Origin of the sequence: Synechocystis sp. PCC 7339, assembly GCF_019924095.1 — a bacterium.
Classification (GTDB): Bacteria; Cyanobacteriota; Cyanobacteriia; order Cyanobacteriales; family Microcystaceae; genus Synechocystis.
On the sequence record NZ_CP063659.1, the window covers coordinates 2,992,461 to 3,009,120 of the forward strand.

General features: G+C 45.4%; 3 protein-coding genes and 1 pseudogene. All 4 read right to left on the reverse strand.

Annotation, left to right across the window (positions count from 1 at the left end; genetic code table 11):
- Nucleotides 1–234 precede the first annotated feature (234 nt).
- The 4 genes and pseudogenes from IQE94_RS14170 to IQE94_RS14185 all read right to left on the reverse strand — a co-directional run bounded on the left by IQE94_RS14170 (nt 235) and on the right by IQE94_RS14185 (nt 16,293).
- Nucleotides 235–3,830, reverse strand: a pseudogene (locus IQE94_RS14170) (AAA-like domain-containing protein).
- Between the two features lie 338 nt (nt 3,831–4,168).
- The gene (locus tag IQE94_RS14175; RefSeq protein ID WP_212720834.1) at nt 4,169–4,903 is read right to left on the reverse strand and encodes a YoaK family protein; all 735 of its coding nucleotides are present in this window, start codon (nt 4,901–4,903) and stop codon (nt 4,169–4,171) included.
- A 255-nt stretch (nt 4,904–5,158) separates the two neighbouring features.
- Nucleotides 5,159–7,546, reverse strand: coding sequence for a Calx-beta domain-containing protein (locus IQE94_RS14180; protein WP_255611303.1), 2,388 nt, complete (start codon nt 7,544–7,546; stop codon nt 5,159–5,161).
- 23 nt (nt 7,547–7,569) lie between these two features.
- On the reverse strand, nt 7,570–16,293 hold the full coding sequence (locus IQE94_RS14185) for a SwmB domain-containing protein (RefSeq protein ID WP_223342174.1): 8,724 nt from the start codon (nt 16,291–16,293) through the stop codon (nt 7,570–7,572).
- Nucleotides 16,294–16,660 lie beyond the last annotated feature (367 nt).

Genomic DNA, 16,660 nt, shown 5'->3' on the forward strand with positions numbered 1-16,660 from the left:
GCCCTAAATGAGGAAAATTTGACTAATGACCCGCCAATGGCAGATCCGATTTGTGATCAGTACAAACCTCGATCAAAGACACTCTTGAAATCTCAACTAACCTTAATCTTTACATAGCTTTTGTAGGCGAGAGAAATCTCCGTTACAAAACGTTGTCAAAACAGTAAAACCAGCTAAACATTTCTCCATTAATTATTGTTAAGTTTGGCTTTTTTCTGTTGACAAAACTTCCTATTAATTTTCCATGGACTGACAAAATTCCAGGGAATGGGACTGGGCAGGTTGTTTCTCGGTGGCCAGGTAATCCCTTAACCAGCTACAACCCTGTTCCACTAGTTGACGGAGCCGCTCCTTTTCCGGAGTTACGGGCCAACTTTGCAGATCACCGTTTTGGGATACAGCCAATAGCCATTGCCCCTCTCGATTAAAGCCTAGCCCTAATAGAGAGCCTGACGTACTAGTAAATTCTCCCCGGAGGTTACCCTGTTGATCCCAAAGTCTGACCATGCCATCACTGGCGGCGGTGGCGATCCATTGGCTGTCAGGACTAATAGCAATCTGATCGATGGGTAGGGGGTCACTTTTTAGGGTATGCAACAGTTGTCCCTCCACGCTCCAAATTTTGGCGGTGCCTTCCCGGCCAGCACTTAATAGGTATTTACCGTTGGGGCTGTATTGCAATTGATTGAGGCGATCGCCGTGGGCCACAATGCTCCGAATCAGGGTGCCATCAAAATTCCAGAGGGTGAGATTACCCTGTTCATCTCCGGCGGCTAGTTGGGGTAAGGTCGGATGGAGGCTCACACTGCGGATGGGTTCTTTCCTTTGCATGGGGTTGCCCAGGGCCAGGGGCATGGGGCCATGCAATTCGATGGCATTGCCGGTGTTGTTATTGTTATCCCCTTGGGGGGGTTCCCACTGGTATGGTTATTTTTTGTGCCCTGCCAGAGTTGTACTTCTCCGCCACTGGTGGCCATGGCGATCGCCCATTGGGGGGATGTGGGAGGAGTGCGTAGGTCCACATCGTAAACACGGCCAATATCCGCCGTCCAGGCTTTGATTAATTCAGGCTTGGTCTGGAGTTGCCACAGTTGCCATTGCCGACCCCGTTGCCCCAGCAACCATTGGCCATCGACACTGAACTGGAGGCGATCGAGATTTTGACTAGTGTTTGGTAAGGTACGGCGGCTCTGATCTTCCGTATCGAACAAAATTAAAGGCTCATTTTCCATTGCCAACACAATAGTATTGGTAGTGGCATTTTCCGCTACGGCTCCAAGTACACCAGGCAAATTGAGGCTAACCAAATTGGGTTTTGGGGTCATGTCCCAGACCTTGACTAAATTATTTTCCGAGCCGATCGCCAATAGGGCTCCATTGGTGGCTAGGGCTAAACCAAAAATTGCCTCTGGGTAACCCTGGTACTTTTTCAGCATTTTGCCGCTGGTGGACCAGTGAATGATACTGCCATTACTGCTACTAGAAAATAACTGTTTACCATCGGGGGTAAAGACTACCCTGGTAACAAATTCATCGTGGCCCAATAGGGTGGCTTTAATTTCCCCCTGGGCAGTCCAAAGCCTCACCGTGCCATCGTCCGCCGCTACGGCCAGTAGGTTGCCATTGGGATGCCAATTAACCCCAAAAAAGGCCACTTCCGGCAAGCCAAACTGACGGATGAGCTTACCCTGCAAATCCCAGAGGCGAATTTGCCCATCCCGACAGACGCTGACTAGGGTTTGGCCATCGGGACTAAATTGGGCATCATCCACGGATTTTGTATGACCCTCCAACACGGCTAGGGTTTTACCCGATCGCCAATGCCAAATACGCACAGTGCGGTCTCGGGAGGTGGACGCAAGGATTTCCCCATCGGGGCTGAAGCTAACGCTGTAGACAGAATCCTGATGGCCCTTTAGGGTTTGGAGCAAATTACCGTCTAGGTCCCAAATTTTGACTGTTTGGTCTTGCCCTGCGGTGGCGAAAATTTTGCCATTGGGGGAGAAATCCACCCGGTATATACTGTCTGTGTGACCAGTGAACTCCCGTAAAAATTCCCCCTGGGGAGTCCAAAGGCGCACTGTCCCATCTCGAGAAGCGGAGGCAATCAAATTCTGATAGGGACTGATGGCAACACTGGTAACTCCGTCCCGATGCCCTGTCAAAACATTTTTTTCGACAATTTGGCTGAGAATTTGTTGCAAACTTACCAATGGACTGGTGGCGGGGTATTGACTGAGGGTTTCATTGGCTTTGACTAGGTGATGAAGTTGATTTCCTGCCTCCAAAGCGGTGACCAAACCAGGAATTTGATCAAAGGTGAATTGCCGTTGGGCGCTAGTGCCTAAGCGTTGCAGTTCTGTGCCTTGTTGACTCCGTTGTTGCTTGAGGGTGGCAAAGTAAGCCTGGCTTAAGGCGATCGCCGATCCCCCCAGGGACATCATCAGCACCACAATGCCGAAGCTGATCATCCGTTTAGCTTTGACATTGGCTTGGGTCAAAATTTGGTTGGCGGCCAGGGAGGCTTCCTGTTCCTGATTTTGGCTAGCGTTAAGGTAACGGTAATCCACTCCACTGAGATTTTTACTACTGGCCCAGGCCAAGGCTTCCCGCAGAGCTTCCCCCCGCAATAATCGGGAAGAGTCTTGGTAATTGGAATTGATCCAAGCCTGGAGGTTAGTGCTGTAGGGTCGGAGTTTATTGAGTTCTTTACAGACCCATTGGGCATTAAAAATTGCTTGGTAAATGGGATTATAGGGACGCAATTGCCCTTCCACTTTCACCACCAGACCCGTGAGCCGCAACACCGTTTGTTCGACGCTATCGTCCGCCGGAATGGCTCCTTTATGCAAAATTTCTTGGTACAGCCCCAACAGTTGTCCACTGCGGGCCTCGTCCTTCAAAAGGCGATCGCCAATGGTGCGAAAATGCACCGGTTCGTCATTGGATTCCCAGTGGTGAATAATTTTATCTTCGATTACCTGGGCAATGGCGCTGGGAATGGTGTCAGCTTGGTAATTTAGCTGCCTCCCTTGCAGAGCCTGGGCCACTAATTCGCACACCTTCTGGGTTAAAAAAGGTTGTCCCCCTGTCCAGACCAAAATTTCCCTAAGAATTGCCTGGGCGCTCACTTCATCCACCGCAAAACCAGCGCTGAGAGGGAGGGCTTCCGTTAGGGTAAACCCAGTCAGGGCAATGGCTTGGCCGATGTTAAAGGGCGTTTGAGTTTTGTTATCAATTAAGTCTGAGGGGGTAGCTACCCCAAATAGAGCAAAGCTGAGGCGATTATATTCGTGGTCATCAGCCCGTTGGTTATAGCAAAAACGAATATAGGAAAAAAAGTCATCCAGGGAAAATGGCAGGCTCAACACCTTATCAATTTCATCAATAAAAATGACAATTTGGCGATCGCCAATGGCCGTTAAAATTATCTGCTCAACAAATTCCCGTAACTTTTGAATGGGACTGAGTTGTTCCCGCTCCCGTAACCAGGGTTTAAGGGCCACTTTGCCCGCCAGGGATAAACCAAGGTAAAGCTGGGTAATAATGCCGTTATACCATTTCTGGGGATCAGCTTCGGTGCCCAAACTGGTGATGTCAATGGAAACGCACACCACCCCATCTTGCTGTAGTTGGTGCATAGTTCGTACCCGCAGGCTAGATTTGCCCATCTGCCGGCAGTTAAACACATAGCAAAACTCCCCCCTCCGCAACTGGGCCAACAATTCCCTGTCTGCCTCCCGTTGGCTATAACTGGGATGGTTAGCGGCCAAACTTCCTCCCACCTGGTAGGGACTCGATTGCAGTAAATTTAGGGACATGGAGGACATTATTATTGAGTTATGTCTTTGACTATTCCGCCAAAGGGAATTAACAGTTTGCAATAGTGCATGGACTCTTTTGAAGTGGCGATGGTTTCCGCCTCTGACCTTCATTATACGCAGATAGCAAATTACCTTAAAACTAAGACAAAACTTTATTTACAAGACTGCTATCAACATCTGAATTTGGCAATCAAATAAATAAAAAATTAGCCGCCGTAAATCTTAATTGACCTGACTTAAAGGGCAAGATTAGATCGCAAAAAAATTGGAAAAGATTTATTAAAAATTTTGATAACGCTTAGAGCCTATTTGTAAAGTCTTATTTTAGCCGGTTTAATCAGATTTTATTTTAACCCAGGATTCATATCAGTATGGTGGAAAATCAGTTCAGATCTTAATGAAAGCCATAGCATCAATGCCAAAGGTAAGCATAATGAAGATAAACCCAATTTAGCCGTCAAAACTCCACCGAAAATAGCACCGACACTAAATCCTAGCAATGCACTGCCAAATTTTATTAGTCTTGTGCGGCAAGCATCGAGATCCTGGCCAGATACCCTTGAGCGAAGGGTGCCATGTAGTCCACTAATTAATGCTAGGTCCATGGTGAATTGGGTCAAATTATTGGTCATAGCAGTCGTGGGGGCAATATGTCCGAGGGATTCCCGCATTAACGCATTTTGTATTCCCATGGAAAATACTCCTAGAGAACCAGTCAAAAACAACGGCAAATTATTAGCTGATTTGTGGTGGGCTGGAGCCAAAATAATTGCAGTTATGGTAAATAACAGTAAAACTAAAGTTTCCATACTAATTAAATGGCTTAGCTTTAGTTGATGGCGGCGAGCCAGCACAGTGGTAAGGGTAACGGCAAACATAAAAACGGGAATCACCGCAAGTCTGACCCACAGAGCTTGTCCACCCACGCCAATTATTTCCGTTGCTGCTATGACCAGATTGCCAGTAATGTGGGAAGTGAATAAACCATTCAGTCCCAAAAAGCTAGCTGCATCGACGAAACCGGCTACCCAACTGAACAAAACACCGACAATAAACCGTTCATTTGATAATAGTTTCATCGTCTATGGTTACATGACAAAGTTATGTTAGAGCTTGTTTTTAAAGTCTGATAACTGTGGTTAATCACCCCTCCATAACTTCCCTTGACAATGCTAGTTAGTCTCCCCCTAGCCCTACTGAATCAAGGGGAAGAAAACTTGGATAAGTCCCTCGTTTTAGTAAAGATTATTTACTGACAAGGAAACTTTTCAAATCCATTCTTCGCTTGACCATACTTGTAAAGTAACACCGAAATAATTCCCCCTGGATAAATCCTAATTTACGGCGTTAGAAGTTGGAAAACTAAATTGTAAAATTACATCGTTGTAATCCTGATCGCCGCCTCCGACGATATCTTCAAAGCCAAAAAGGTTACTACCAAGGCGGGACATTTGACTAATGCCACCGGGATTAGCCTCATTAAAAGAGAAAAGAGCAACGGGGCCAAGATTGGGATCATTACCGGGATTTTGATTAAGCACCTCTGCAATGGTGGCGTTGGGAATAATCACCATGCCATACATATTGTTGCCTAATAGATTAATGGTTTGTTTTGTTGTGCCAAAGAAACTATCCGGTGCAGTTAAACTTACTCCGGTGAGGGGATTCTGGGCCCGACTTAAAGCGGCCTGGAGGTAACCCATGTCACCTGGTTTGAGATCAATTTGGCGATCGCCGTTTACATCTAACCCTCCGGTTAAGCTATCAACTTGGTACAGGACAATGGCATTGTCATAGGCTCCAGCACGACTAATGGAGGCTTCCACGGTAACGGTTTGATTTAAAATTCCTGGTACAACCAAAGTTTTGGAGCTAATTTCAGCAGTGACGCCCCCAAAATTGAATTGATGATAACCCCGACTATCGGTTTCCACGGTGGGAGGAGTATTAATAGAAAAAGTTGTCTTTTCTCCCTGTTGGCTGTAGAGCATATAGTAGCGATTAGCCTCTAAATTAGAAGCACTCAAATCACCAAAGAACTGAGATTCCGTTTCAATTAATTCATTAATATTAGTGAAACTTTGTTGGGCTAAGTCACGGGTTAAAGCTTGGGGAGAGGCATCAACTGAATTATTGAAAATGATTTGTTTACTAGCTAAGGCAACCGCTTCATAGCCAGGATCATCGGGTTGCAAACCATTAATTAAACCATCGAGGCCGTCCACCGCAATCCAACCTATTTCATAGTTTTGATCAAGACTGTTAATCAACCTTAGTTGCACCTGGCCATCGGCATTGGTGGGAGCCCAAAAAACTCCATTATCGTTGGTAATTAAACCTGGAATTGTACGACCCAAATAACCTTTGGTTTCCACCAGGCCATTGCTTACGCCATCGGCATCGCCCCGATCGCCATCTAAAAGAGTAAACTTGACTCCATCAAGATTATTTTCACCATCTAGATAACTAAATTTAGCCCCAGTGACATTATCGAACATTAGAGATTCATAGCTTCCCGTGAGGGGGTTATAGCTAAAAAAGTCATTAAATTCCCCAATGCCACCGACATTTATTTCAGTTTGGCTGTGGCCGCCCTTAGTGGTGGTGGAAAAGTTGACTATGCCTCCCATCGAGTTATTTTCCAATTCCCCTGGCAAATAATTCCAACGGCGGATCTGGGAACCATTACCATCACCAACTAAGGAAAACTCTTGGCTCCAGTTCCCTAACCCTAACCCTTCGTCCAACAAAGAAACTAATAACCCAAATTGGCGATCGCCGGTATAAATACCATCATTGGGAATTTCGACTGTGACTGTCTTTTTAGTCTCCCCTGGCTTAAATACTAACTGTCCCGCCACTGGCAAATAGCGATTACCGGCTTTACCATCACCATCTTGGGTCAGATAACTCACTAAAACGTATTTGTCTAAATTGCCTGTTCGTTCAATGGTGAAATCAACCGCCCCGGTACGTTCTAAACCCTTGGGACTATTAACAAATAATTGCGTGGGAGCCGTGGGATCTGAAAACAGGGTCTGGGTTTGGGATTTGGGGGTTAAATCATTAAATGGGTTTAAACTAATATCTCCATTGGCAGTTGGCAAAATTGGCGCTGGACTATTGGTGCTTGGGGCTGTGTAAGTGGGGGCTTTGGCTTGGTTAACCAAAACCGTCGCCGCCGATAGGTCAGACGTGTATTGATAATATTTATCTCCATATTGATAGGTGGTTCCTGCGGCTTTGAAATCGGAACTCAACACGAGACTATCGACACTATCCATCAAGACAACAACGGTGTTGTTACTCGACAAGTTGGTAACGGTTAAAGCATTGAAGGTTAAGGTGTTAGCACCATAATCGAGAATACTAACCACTTCAAAATCCTGGAGCCTTACCCCTGGGGCCAGGGTGGTTAAATCCCAATCCTGTCCGTTATAGCCATGTAATTCCAACACATCTAACCCTGCCCCTCCATCTAGGCGACGGAAGTAGGTATCAGCGACGGAAACAAAGTCATCCCCTGGCCCCGCATAAACCACATCAAGACCGCCATTAGTATAAATTTGGTCATCACCTTGCCCGGCCACAAAGCTTTCCCCCGTCGGCGTGCCGACCATGACATCATTGCCGATGGTGCCGGTTTGATTAACCGTCTGATTAAAGTCACTGCCAAAGAGAACATAGCTTAGCTCATCGTTGTTACCGGGAGCCCCAATCATGAAGTCATCAAAGCCGTCTCCATTTACATCGCCCCCCCCACTAATCGAGGTTCCTGCTTCAGAATTTGGGAGTCCTTCAACAACAAAACCATAGGAACCGCTGAGACTATTGAGAGGAAAAGGAATATCTCGGATCGGAACCCAAATACTACTACCCCCCCGAAAACAACAAAAACACTGCCCTGATTATTATTGGAGTTAGAAGAGCTTACTAATAAATCATCAAAGCCATCGCCATTGACATCTCCAGCTTTTGCTAGTGTCGAAAGTTGAATAGAAGGATCGTCCTCCACAGCAAAAAACAAAGTTGGTTGTGATGAATTAGTCAATCCATTAGCATCACCATAATAAATCAAGACTGCTTGAGGATATTTGCCGCTAACCCCATCAACGTAATCATTGACAAGAACGGCTAAATCTTCAATTCCATCCCCATTAAAATCACCAATATTTTCTAGTTTTGTTATTCCATCTATATCAGAAATAGTGATTTCTACGTCTTCAGGGACAACCAGAAAGCTCTTTCCGCCAACACTCCAAATCAAATTATCTTGACCACTTCCATTAATATCAATGCCTGCAAAAGTTGCGGAAATCACTGACGGAATCTCCAGCTCAGTCGATGAACTTAGATTACTATTTGGATTACCTAAGTAAATAGCATAACTTTGGTTTGGCAAATCATCTAAAACCAGATCATCATAGCCGTCGCCGTTGTAATCGCCGATTGCAAATTGAGACTTAATATTACGCAAAGAAATATTAGATTGATTTAATTGTATTTGCCCTTCCGAACTTAAGCTTTGACTCCCTAACACTAAATAAAAGTTTTGATTACTGTCGATAACGGCAAAATCTTGTAAGCCATCGCCGTTATAGTCGCCAATACCAATCACGTCTTGAATGTCGGCATCTTGGACGGTGATGATTAGGTCATCACTGCCACTCGCTTCAGTTAACAGATCTTTGGTGCTATCCCCAAAAATAATCACCCCAGCATTGCTTCCCCCCGAAAATACATCGGCAAACCCATCCCCATTGACATCCCCCAACATTCGGACAATACTGCCGTTATTGGTGATCGAGCCAAGAGGAGGCAGGGAAGACTCTAAAACTTGGTAGCCTGAGTTGACGATAGAACCCACTAGGTAAAGTTGATTGTCAATAATCGCTGGAGGCGGAGCGTAGTTGCTAGTCCCTGGAATTTCGCTAGTCGTCCAATTTGTGCCATTAGTGGAAGTACTTAAATAAATAATTCGGGCTTCGTCTACACGACTTTGTGTGCTCGTCAAATATACGGTGCTGCCATCCGTGGTTAGTCCCGGAGTTTGTTGAGAGATAACGTCCGGTACAGAAGAGAGCGTCCACGATAAATTGTCTAGATCTGTACCATTGGTTGAGGTGATGTCAATGGTGTTACCAGGGGTGGTTTGGGTTCCTGTTTGATAGGCAAGATAAAGTGTGTCATTTAAAACTGTGGCGCTGACAGCATTGGCACTGGTTTGATTACCCCCAGTGAATGGTACGGCAAAGTCTGAAGACCAAGAATTACTCGCTTGGGGATTATCAGAATAGATATAGAGAATATTGTCGGCTTGATCATTAGAAGTAAAGAAAGTGAACAGCTTGTCTTGATAAACCACTAAGGTGGGAGCATTGCTGGAGGCTTGCCCAATGACATACTGCGGACTCCAGCTTTGTCCTCCATCTGTGCTGTAAAGAACATTCAGTTGGGGAGCTAAGCCTGTGTAGGCTAAATAGAGTACATCGTTATAGACGGCTAGGGATGGTGAAAGGTTAGTGGCATTGGCGATCGCCACGATTGCATCGCTCCAAGTTTTTCCGCCGTCTGAACTGCTCGTAAAATAGATATCTTGACTGCTTCCCTCTCCTTTGATTGCCATGTATAACGTTCCTTTATAGCTCACCAAGGATGGCATTAAATCAGTTCCTTGGTCGGGAATCGCCGGATTGACGACATTGAAAGTGCTAAAGCTATTGCCATCAATCGCAAAACCGTTGTCAGAGGAAATATTCGCTAATTTGATACTGCCATCGTCCTCCAAATAGGGTTGCCCATAAACTGCATAGGCTTGCTGGGCATTGGGAGCGGTTAATAGCAAGCTGTCAACTTTTCCATTGCTTCCTATCTTTCCGGTAATGTTTCCCAACCCAGTGGCCGCCGCTCCCGCCAGTTGATAGGGCAGACTACCATTCAGTAGAAAAGTTTTATCCTGACTGGTGACACCGAGGTTGAATAAGGTTCCAACAGCATCTAAATTTAAGGGGCCAAATAACAAATAACTTTGACCTGCCCCATTGCCGGCCTGGGGAGCAGTAATTAAAAAATCTTGATACCCATCCCCATTTAGATCACCGGGAGTGGTGATAACGGTGCCGGCCTGGCCGTTGGAGATCGAACCATTAATGATTAAATTACTGACTTCGTTTAATGCTTGCAGTGATGTGGTGGGGGCCGCTTTGTCGCCACTGATGGCATAGACCGCCCCCGCATTGGCATTAAGTCCTGTTGCTGAAATGGCTAAATCCTGACGTCCATCTCCATCCAGATCTCCAGAGGCGATCGCCGCTCCGGCTAGATAGTTGGTGGCAACTCCATTAGGGGCAGGAATAATTGGCCCAGTATAGGTTCCCCAGGGAGTTAATCCTTGGTTACTACTGGAAAAAACATGGACTGCCCCCACTGCAATTTGTGCTGAGTCCGAGTACAGCGATTGATTGCCGGAGGGTAGACCCCCTTTACCCTTCCATTGATTAGCAACGTTCACTTGGTATGCGGGCGCACCAATGAAAAGGTCATCGCTGGTAGTACTGTTGGTAAATGTGGTGGGATTCCCGGGCGAATAATGGGAAACCCCTAAAGTAAATCCCGCCCGCTCGCCCACCTGATTCAACGAAGTCCCTTGGTAAACTTGTGTGGATGATGTACTGCCGTTGTAAGCAATATAGACAGCCCCGCCGTTACCGACTCCAGGGGCACCGAAGGCAATGTCATTACGGGTGTATTTTGATTTTGAATCTCCATCGAAATTACCCACAACTACGGAAAATCCGGCTTGGGCAGAGGAAATTGCCGGGTTAATTACATAGCCCATGGCAGAAGTTAAATTACCAACATCCATGGTGCTTCCAGGGTTACCGGTTAAATAACTGCCATAAATGACATAAATTACGCCATCCCCACCATTGGCATTGGCATCCCCAATCACCAAATCGTCTATGCCATCACCATCAATATCCCCTGTGGCCAGGCTCACAGAGACACCACCGTTTATGACGCCACCATCAGCAATGCCTGTGATTAAAACTCCCCCCGGATTGCCTGACAAATCCGTTGTCGTTAGGGGATTACTCTCTATCCCGTTTAAAACACTGCCACCGGCAAGTAGGATCTGAATGGTGCCACTACTGACTAGATTACCGGCGCTGTCCGTATAACCCCGATTACCCACCGCCACATAGGCTAAACCGCCATCTGCTTTAAAGCCACTGGCCAGCTCAACGGCGATCGCCGAATTATTGGTATTAATGACAAAGCCGCTGTCAATATTGGCTAAGGATGCATCATTAGCTTCGGTTATGGTGGCAATACCCAACACCTTTGTCCCTAAATCATTGGTGCCCTGGGCAGGAACCGTCCCCCCTTGATTACGAATAGAGCTAACCTGGGGCGTAACGCTACCACCATCCTTGAAATAGACTGTCACCGTCGGCGTTGCGGAAAAGGTATTGCCGGTTTCATCAATAAACAAATTGAGGGTCTCTGTTTCCCCCATCACTCGATGGTTTAATCCCGAAAGGGCCGGGTTGAGACTATTGAGCAGAATCGTTCCATCAGCAAAGGTGAGTTGACCATTATTGGGGACGGTTTCGCCCAAAATAACCCCGATTTGGAAGCCACCAATGGCATTGCCATCACTATTTTGACCAACCCCCCACAAAAGATTTGTTCCGGGAACTGTAACTGCTATCCCTGTAATTTCTCGCCCTTGTTCGCCGGTCAGATTAATTTGGAAAATGCTATCGGCTTTACCATTGGGGAAAATTTCTGTGCCCGCTGGGGAACCCGTGGCCGCAACAATATCCCAAACCGGGAAATTGGCATCGCTCAAGATGGTGGGGGTAATGGTGGGAATCGGCTCAATCTGACTATTTAGCTGCCAACTATTGGCAGTAGGATTCCAAACACTGTAATAGGCCTCTGGTCCAGGCGGTACTGGATCAACATATTGAGCATTGAAACGATCGCCAATTTCGTTAGTACCTAAAGCTCCATCCAGAAATTGGTTGCCAGTGAATTCGGTGACGTTAGAGGCGGTTAAACCAGTACTACCAGGAACATAGGAAAGGACGGAATTATAAAAAGCGACTTCATCAACATAAACCGATCCCCCCTGGCCCACAACTGCTAGGGTGCCGGATTGGGGTAAATTGCTAAAATCGACATTGTCCAAACTCCCTACTAACTCACCATTTAGGTATAGGGAGAGAATATCTTGGGAACCGTCATAGGTGCCGACCACGTAGTACCAAGCATCGGTATCTAGGGGTTGGGTGGTAGCAATAGTTGAATTGCCAGTGTTGTCCAAACTGAACCTTAACTGCGTATCGTTGACGGTAACAAGAAAAACATTCGCCATGGACACCAAGTTGGGAATGGCGTTGATGCTCGGCAACTTAAACCAAAATTCCACCGAAAATCCCTGAATGGAAACCGGGATAGCTGTGTCAAGGGTTACCCCGCCGCCATTAAACAAGACCGCTGGGTTGGGATCGCCAGAATTGTTTGTGGTATCTTCTAATGCCCCAATTTGGTTGAGGGTAAAATTACCACTGTAGTTACCGTTAATGGTTGGCCCAGATTGCCCTTCATTAATTGCCGTTGTGCCACTCAGTTCCCCTAGGCGTAGATAAACGATGGGATCTTGCTCCACTACAAGATTGCTGTAAGAGGCTGGCTGGCTTTCTGTCCAAAAAATAGCGGGCTGACCATTAATAGTGCTGATATTCAGTTCCGTAAAGGCATTGGGGGAAATTTCCGAGAGGAGTGTTTGGGGCGTAGTCCAGGTGCTGCCGTTAAAGCTTGACCAGTAAATGGTGGTTGATGTGTCCCCATTACTCCCCTGTTGGGTATTTAACCAAGCGGCTAGCAACTCTCCATTGGGCCCTGCCCCCAAAGTCACTTTTTGATCTTGGCCAGTTTGCACTGTGGCGATCGGCTGCGCCAAACTCCACTGATTATTGGGACCTAAAACCGAATAGTAAATATCAGATTGGCTAACCGCCGTGTTAATCTTCTCTACCTGGTCACTGCTATAGATTTGTCCCGGTATTTGTTGAATAGTTAAATCATCGTTGTCAACCTGAACCCAAGCCAAAACATTAATTTGTTTAGTCTGCTTCGTGTTGGGATCGGTGTAGGTGTAGAGGGTGGAAGCTACATCAAAATTCAAGCCACTGGTACCGGGAATTGCGGTGATTTCCGAAATACCGCTATCCCCAAAGGGGGAAAAAGCTGTTTTGATTACCGTACCGGAATTGGTGGGAGTAGTGAGAATATTACTGGTGGAAAAAGAGGCAACAACTTGATTATTAGTCCCCTTTAATGGGTTATCAGGATCCGATGTGTAAGTTACTGAAACAATATTGCCTTGACCAATTTGAACGGAATTATCTAACGTCAGCACAACCGATGTTTCATTAATAATTGCCTGAACAACACCAACACCCTTGCCATTGATTAATACGCTAAAATCATCACTGGGGAGTTGATCATTTTCCGAAGTAAACGACAATTCTTGATCAAAGGCAATAACAACGGTTTGATTAGAGCCGTAGCCATTATAAGTATTACCATTAACGTCTAAATCTAATACGGTTGGTGCGCTGGTATTATTAATCAAGTCAACTGATAAATCAGTAAATTTCTCCAACCAAAATGTTGTTCCAGTTGGATCAATATAAACTAAATTGCTACTATTACTTCCGTCCGATGCCACCAAGTTATAGCTAACAGAAATGGTTGTTGCGTTACTTGAAATTGGCTGGGCCAAGGTTAAAACCAGGGTGTTACCTTCCACGTTTGGAAGTTTGTTCTGATTTAATGATTGAGTAACACCGTCAATGGTGATCACAAACTGATCCGCCTCAGGATTGGCATAATTTCCTTGATTGTTGGCTAAGTTTTCGCCAAAGGTCAGATAAATATTCGTGCCTTCTGCTAGGGCGGAAATGGGTAATAAATTGGGGGCATCGCTACTCCAACTGAGCAGAATATCTCCTTCACTGGTGAGGGCTAAGGCCGGAGAACTATCTTGGCTAAAGTCATTATCTATCTTGCTCAGAACCTGATTAATACTTCCTGCACTAATAAAGGTGTTGCTGACATCTCCTGCCGTTGTCGAAGGACTGGAATTACTAATGCTAAAGGAAGCAATATCTTGATTAACGGTACTTTGTAAATTACTGCTTCCTCCCTGGGTTTCAGTATATTTAACGGTATAAATTTCTCCCTGGGGAATTGTCTGGGATAAGGTTAGAATAACACTATTTTTATTAACGTAAATAGGTTGTTGTCCGTTTTGGTTAGGCGAAATTAAATTGATGGTGGTTCCATCGCTAGTAGTTATGACAAATTGGCTGGCATCCGGAACAACATTGATATCTAAAGGGGTATTAAAGGCGATGGTTATTTGTTGATTGGTATTAGTATAATTATTACCAGTGCCACTGGTGGGGTTATAGGTATAAACCAGGGTTTGGGCGGAATTATTAATAACTGTACTTTTTGTAAAGTCATTGAGCTGATTACCGCTGTAGCTCACGGTAATATTGTCCGTTAAGGGTTGATCATTCAAAGTGGCATAGGGAATTGAACGTTCTAAACGCAGAATAACTGCATTCCCTTGGACAATGACACCAAAAACTGGAATAGTTGAGACGCTCTTATCAGCATTAGTTACCTGAACGGTAAAGTCTTCAGGATTTAGACTTAAATCTGGGCTTAAGGGCGTGGCAAAGGGAATAGTTAGTAAAGATCCCTGAACACTGGGTTCTGTTTCGGAGGCCGATGGCGTTAATGAAGGATTGATGGTTAGAGTTTGAGACGAAGACTCTGGCCAAGTCCAGGTGGGAAAACCGCTGATTTTAGCATTGAGCAATCCCAGAGCCTGAACTTCGAGACTATAGGGAAGTCCGAGGGTAAAAGTATCTTTGGGAAAATCAGATGATCCTTTGATCAGGAACGTTCCATCTAGAAATATTCCCACCGAACCAGTTAATTTAAAAATAAATGGAATATCAACGATTACTTCAACCCCCCCTTCTATGGGGATGGCAATGAGCAATGATTCCAAAGATAGTGGGCCTTTGTCATCAATTGACTCAAAAGCAGAAATTAAATTGGAGAGAATGGCCTCAAGTGCAACAACTTGAGAAAACCCAGGCACAGCAGTTCCAAATGAATCGGCAATCAATAATCCTTTTTCATTTGAATTAGAATCAATAAAGGGAAATAAAATATTTCGATAGGTATCGGGATCTTTAGGTTTCAACTGCCACTGAAGGGCAACTCCGGCATCTAAAAAAGCATTAAGATTAAAAAGATTTATTTTATCTTTACCAAAATTTGCACCCACAATTGGGAAAGTAAAACCAAAAGATAGGGCGAATCCCCCCGTTTCAAGTTCGAGGGGGTACTGTCCGCTTGAACCTTGTGTATTGCCAAAACTATACAAAGAAGAAAAGACAATCGAAAAATCAAATTCATTGTTTTGCGCCTCTGTCGTCTTCTTTTGTTGCAATGAGGTTTTCTTTTTGGTAGCTTTAGCAAAGCTAACAGCCGCAACTGCATTGAGCAAGAGCTTACCATCGGTGGAGACACCGCCTCCAAATAGAGACCAGGTAGGGTTATCACCGCTTGATCCTTGTAAGGCAATATTGATTGATACCCCACTAAATCCATTTTCAACCGCCTTTTTCACCTTGGCATTTTCACTCTTGGCAATAATAAATTTCAATAGGCTGTCGCTAAAGCCACTTGATGCGTTCCAATTTAAGCCTTGTCCTTGAAAGGCTTTTTGCGCTAAAGCAATGGCTTCTCCATCACTTAAAACAGAGTAGGAAGCGGCAACGGGAGAATTTTGACCAGAATAGCCAGATACATTCCTTGGTAACGTTCCAGTGACTGAAGGAGGAGGAGAACTGGATGTCGTCGTTGTAAATTGACTACGATTGACCCGAAAGGATTGGTAGTATAAGTCCGTATCTTCCCGAATACCTTGGTTTTGGGCATTTTCGGTATTAACTTTTTGCCCCACCACAAAGACGGTGCCATCCTCGGTGGCGATCGCCCTAGGTTCCAAGTCTCCTACTTGGTCGGCGGTTAGGGCTTGGGGTTTATCCAACCATTGCGTTTTACCACTGGCATTGTATTGAGCCGCGCTGTAGAAAATATTGCTTTCATTCTCACTGCCTTGCTGATAAACTACCGCTAACCCCGGCAACCCAGTGCCGGAATCATCAACAAGTTTATCGTTGGCAATTAAATTTAAACTGACAACTTTTTGAGAGCCGACATTGGCGATCGCCGTTTCATTGATCCAGGTTGCGGAATTATCGTTGTAGGTGGCATGAAAGAGCGTCGAATCTTCTACCCAGACAATGTGGGTTACCCCCGCCGAGTCTGTAGTGATGGCAGAAAGGCGATTTGAGAAGTTAATAGACATAGGAGAAAAAGACGAAGTTAAACAGAATACTTGCCGAACACCACGCTGGTGTTTTGCGGCATTAATGGCTGAAAAACCTAAGCCCCCACCTGATTGGGTTGAAAACCCCGCTTAAGTAATAATTCAGTTTTTTAGTTTAAGTTTGCTCTCGTCTTGGCCAGGGTCTTAGATGGCGACATAAACTGCCCGAATCCCTAACATTGCGGAATTTAAAGGGAAATTGCCTAATTTTCAGACGCCGTTCCACCTGCCCAACAAGCAGAATCAAAAGCCGTTTTCGCCTAGCATAATTCTAGCACCAACACTTCAGGATAATTACCTAGGCTAATTCGCTGAGTTGGATTGTTTCTTTTTCTTCTGATATCTT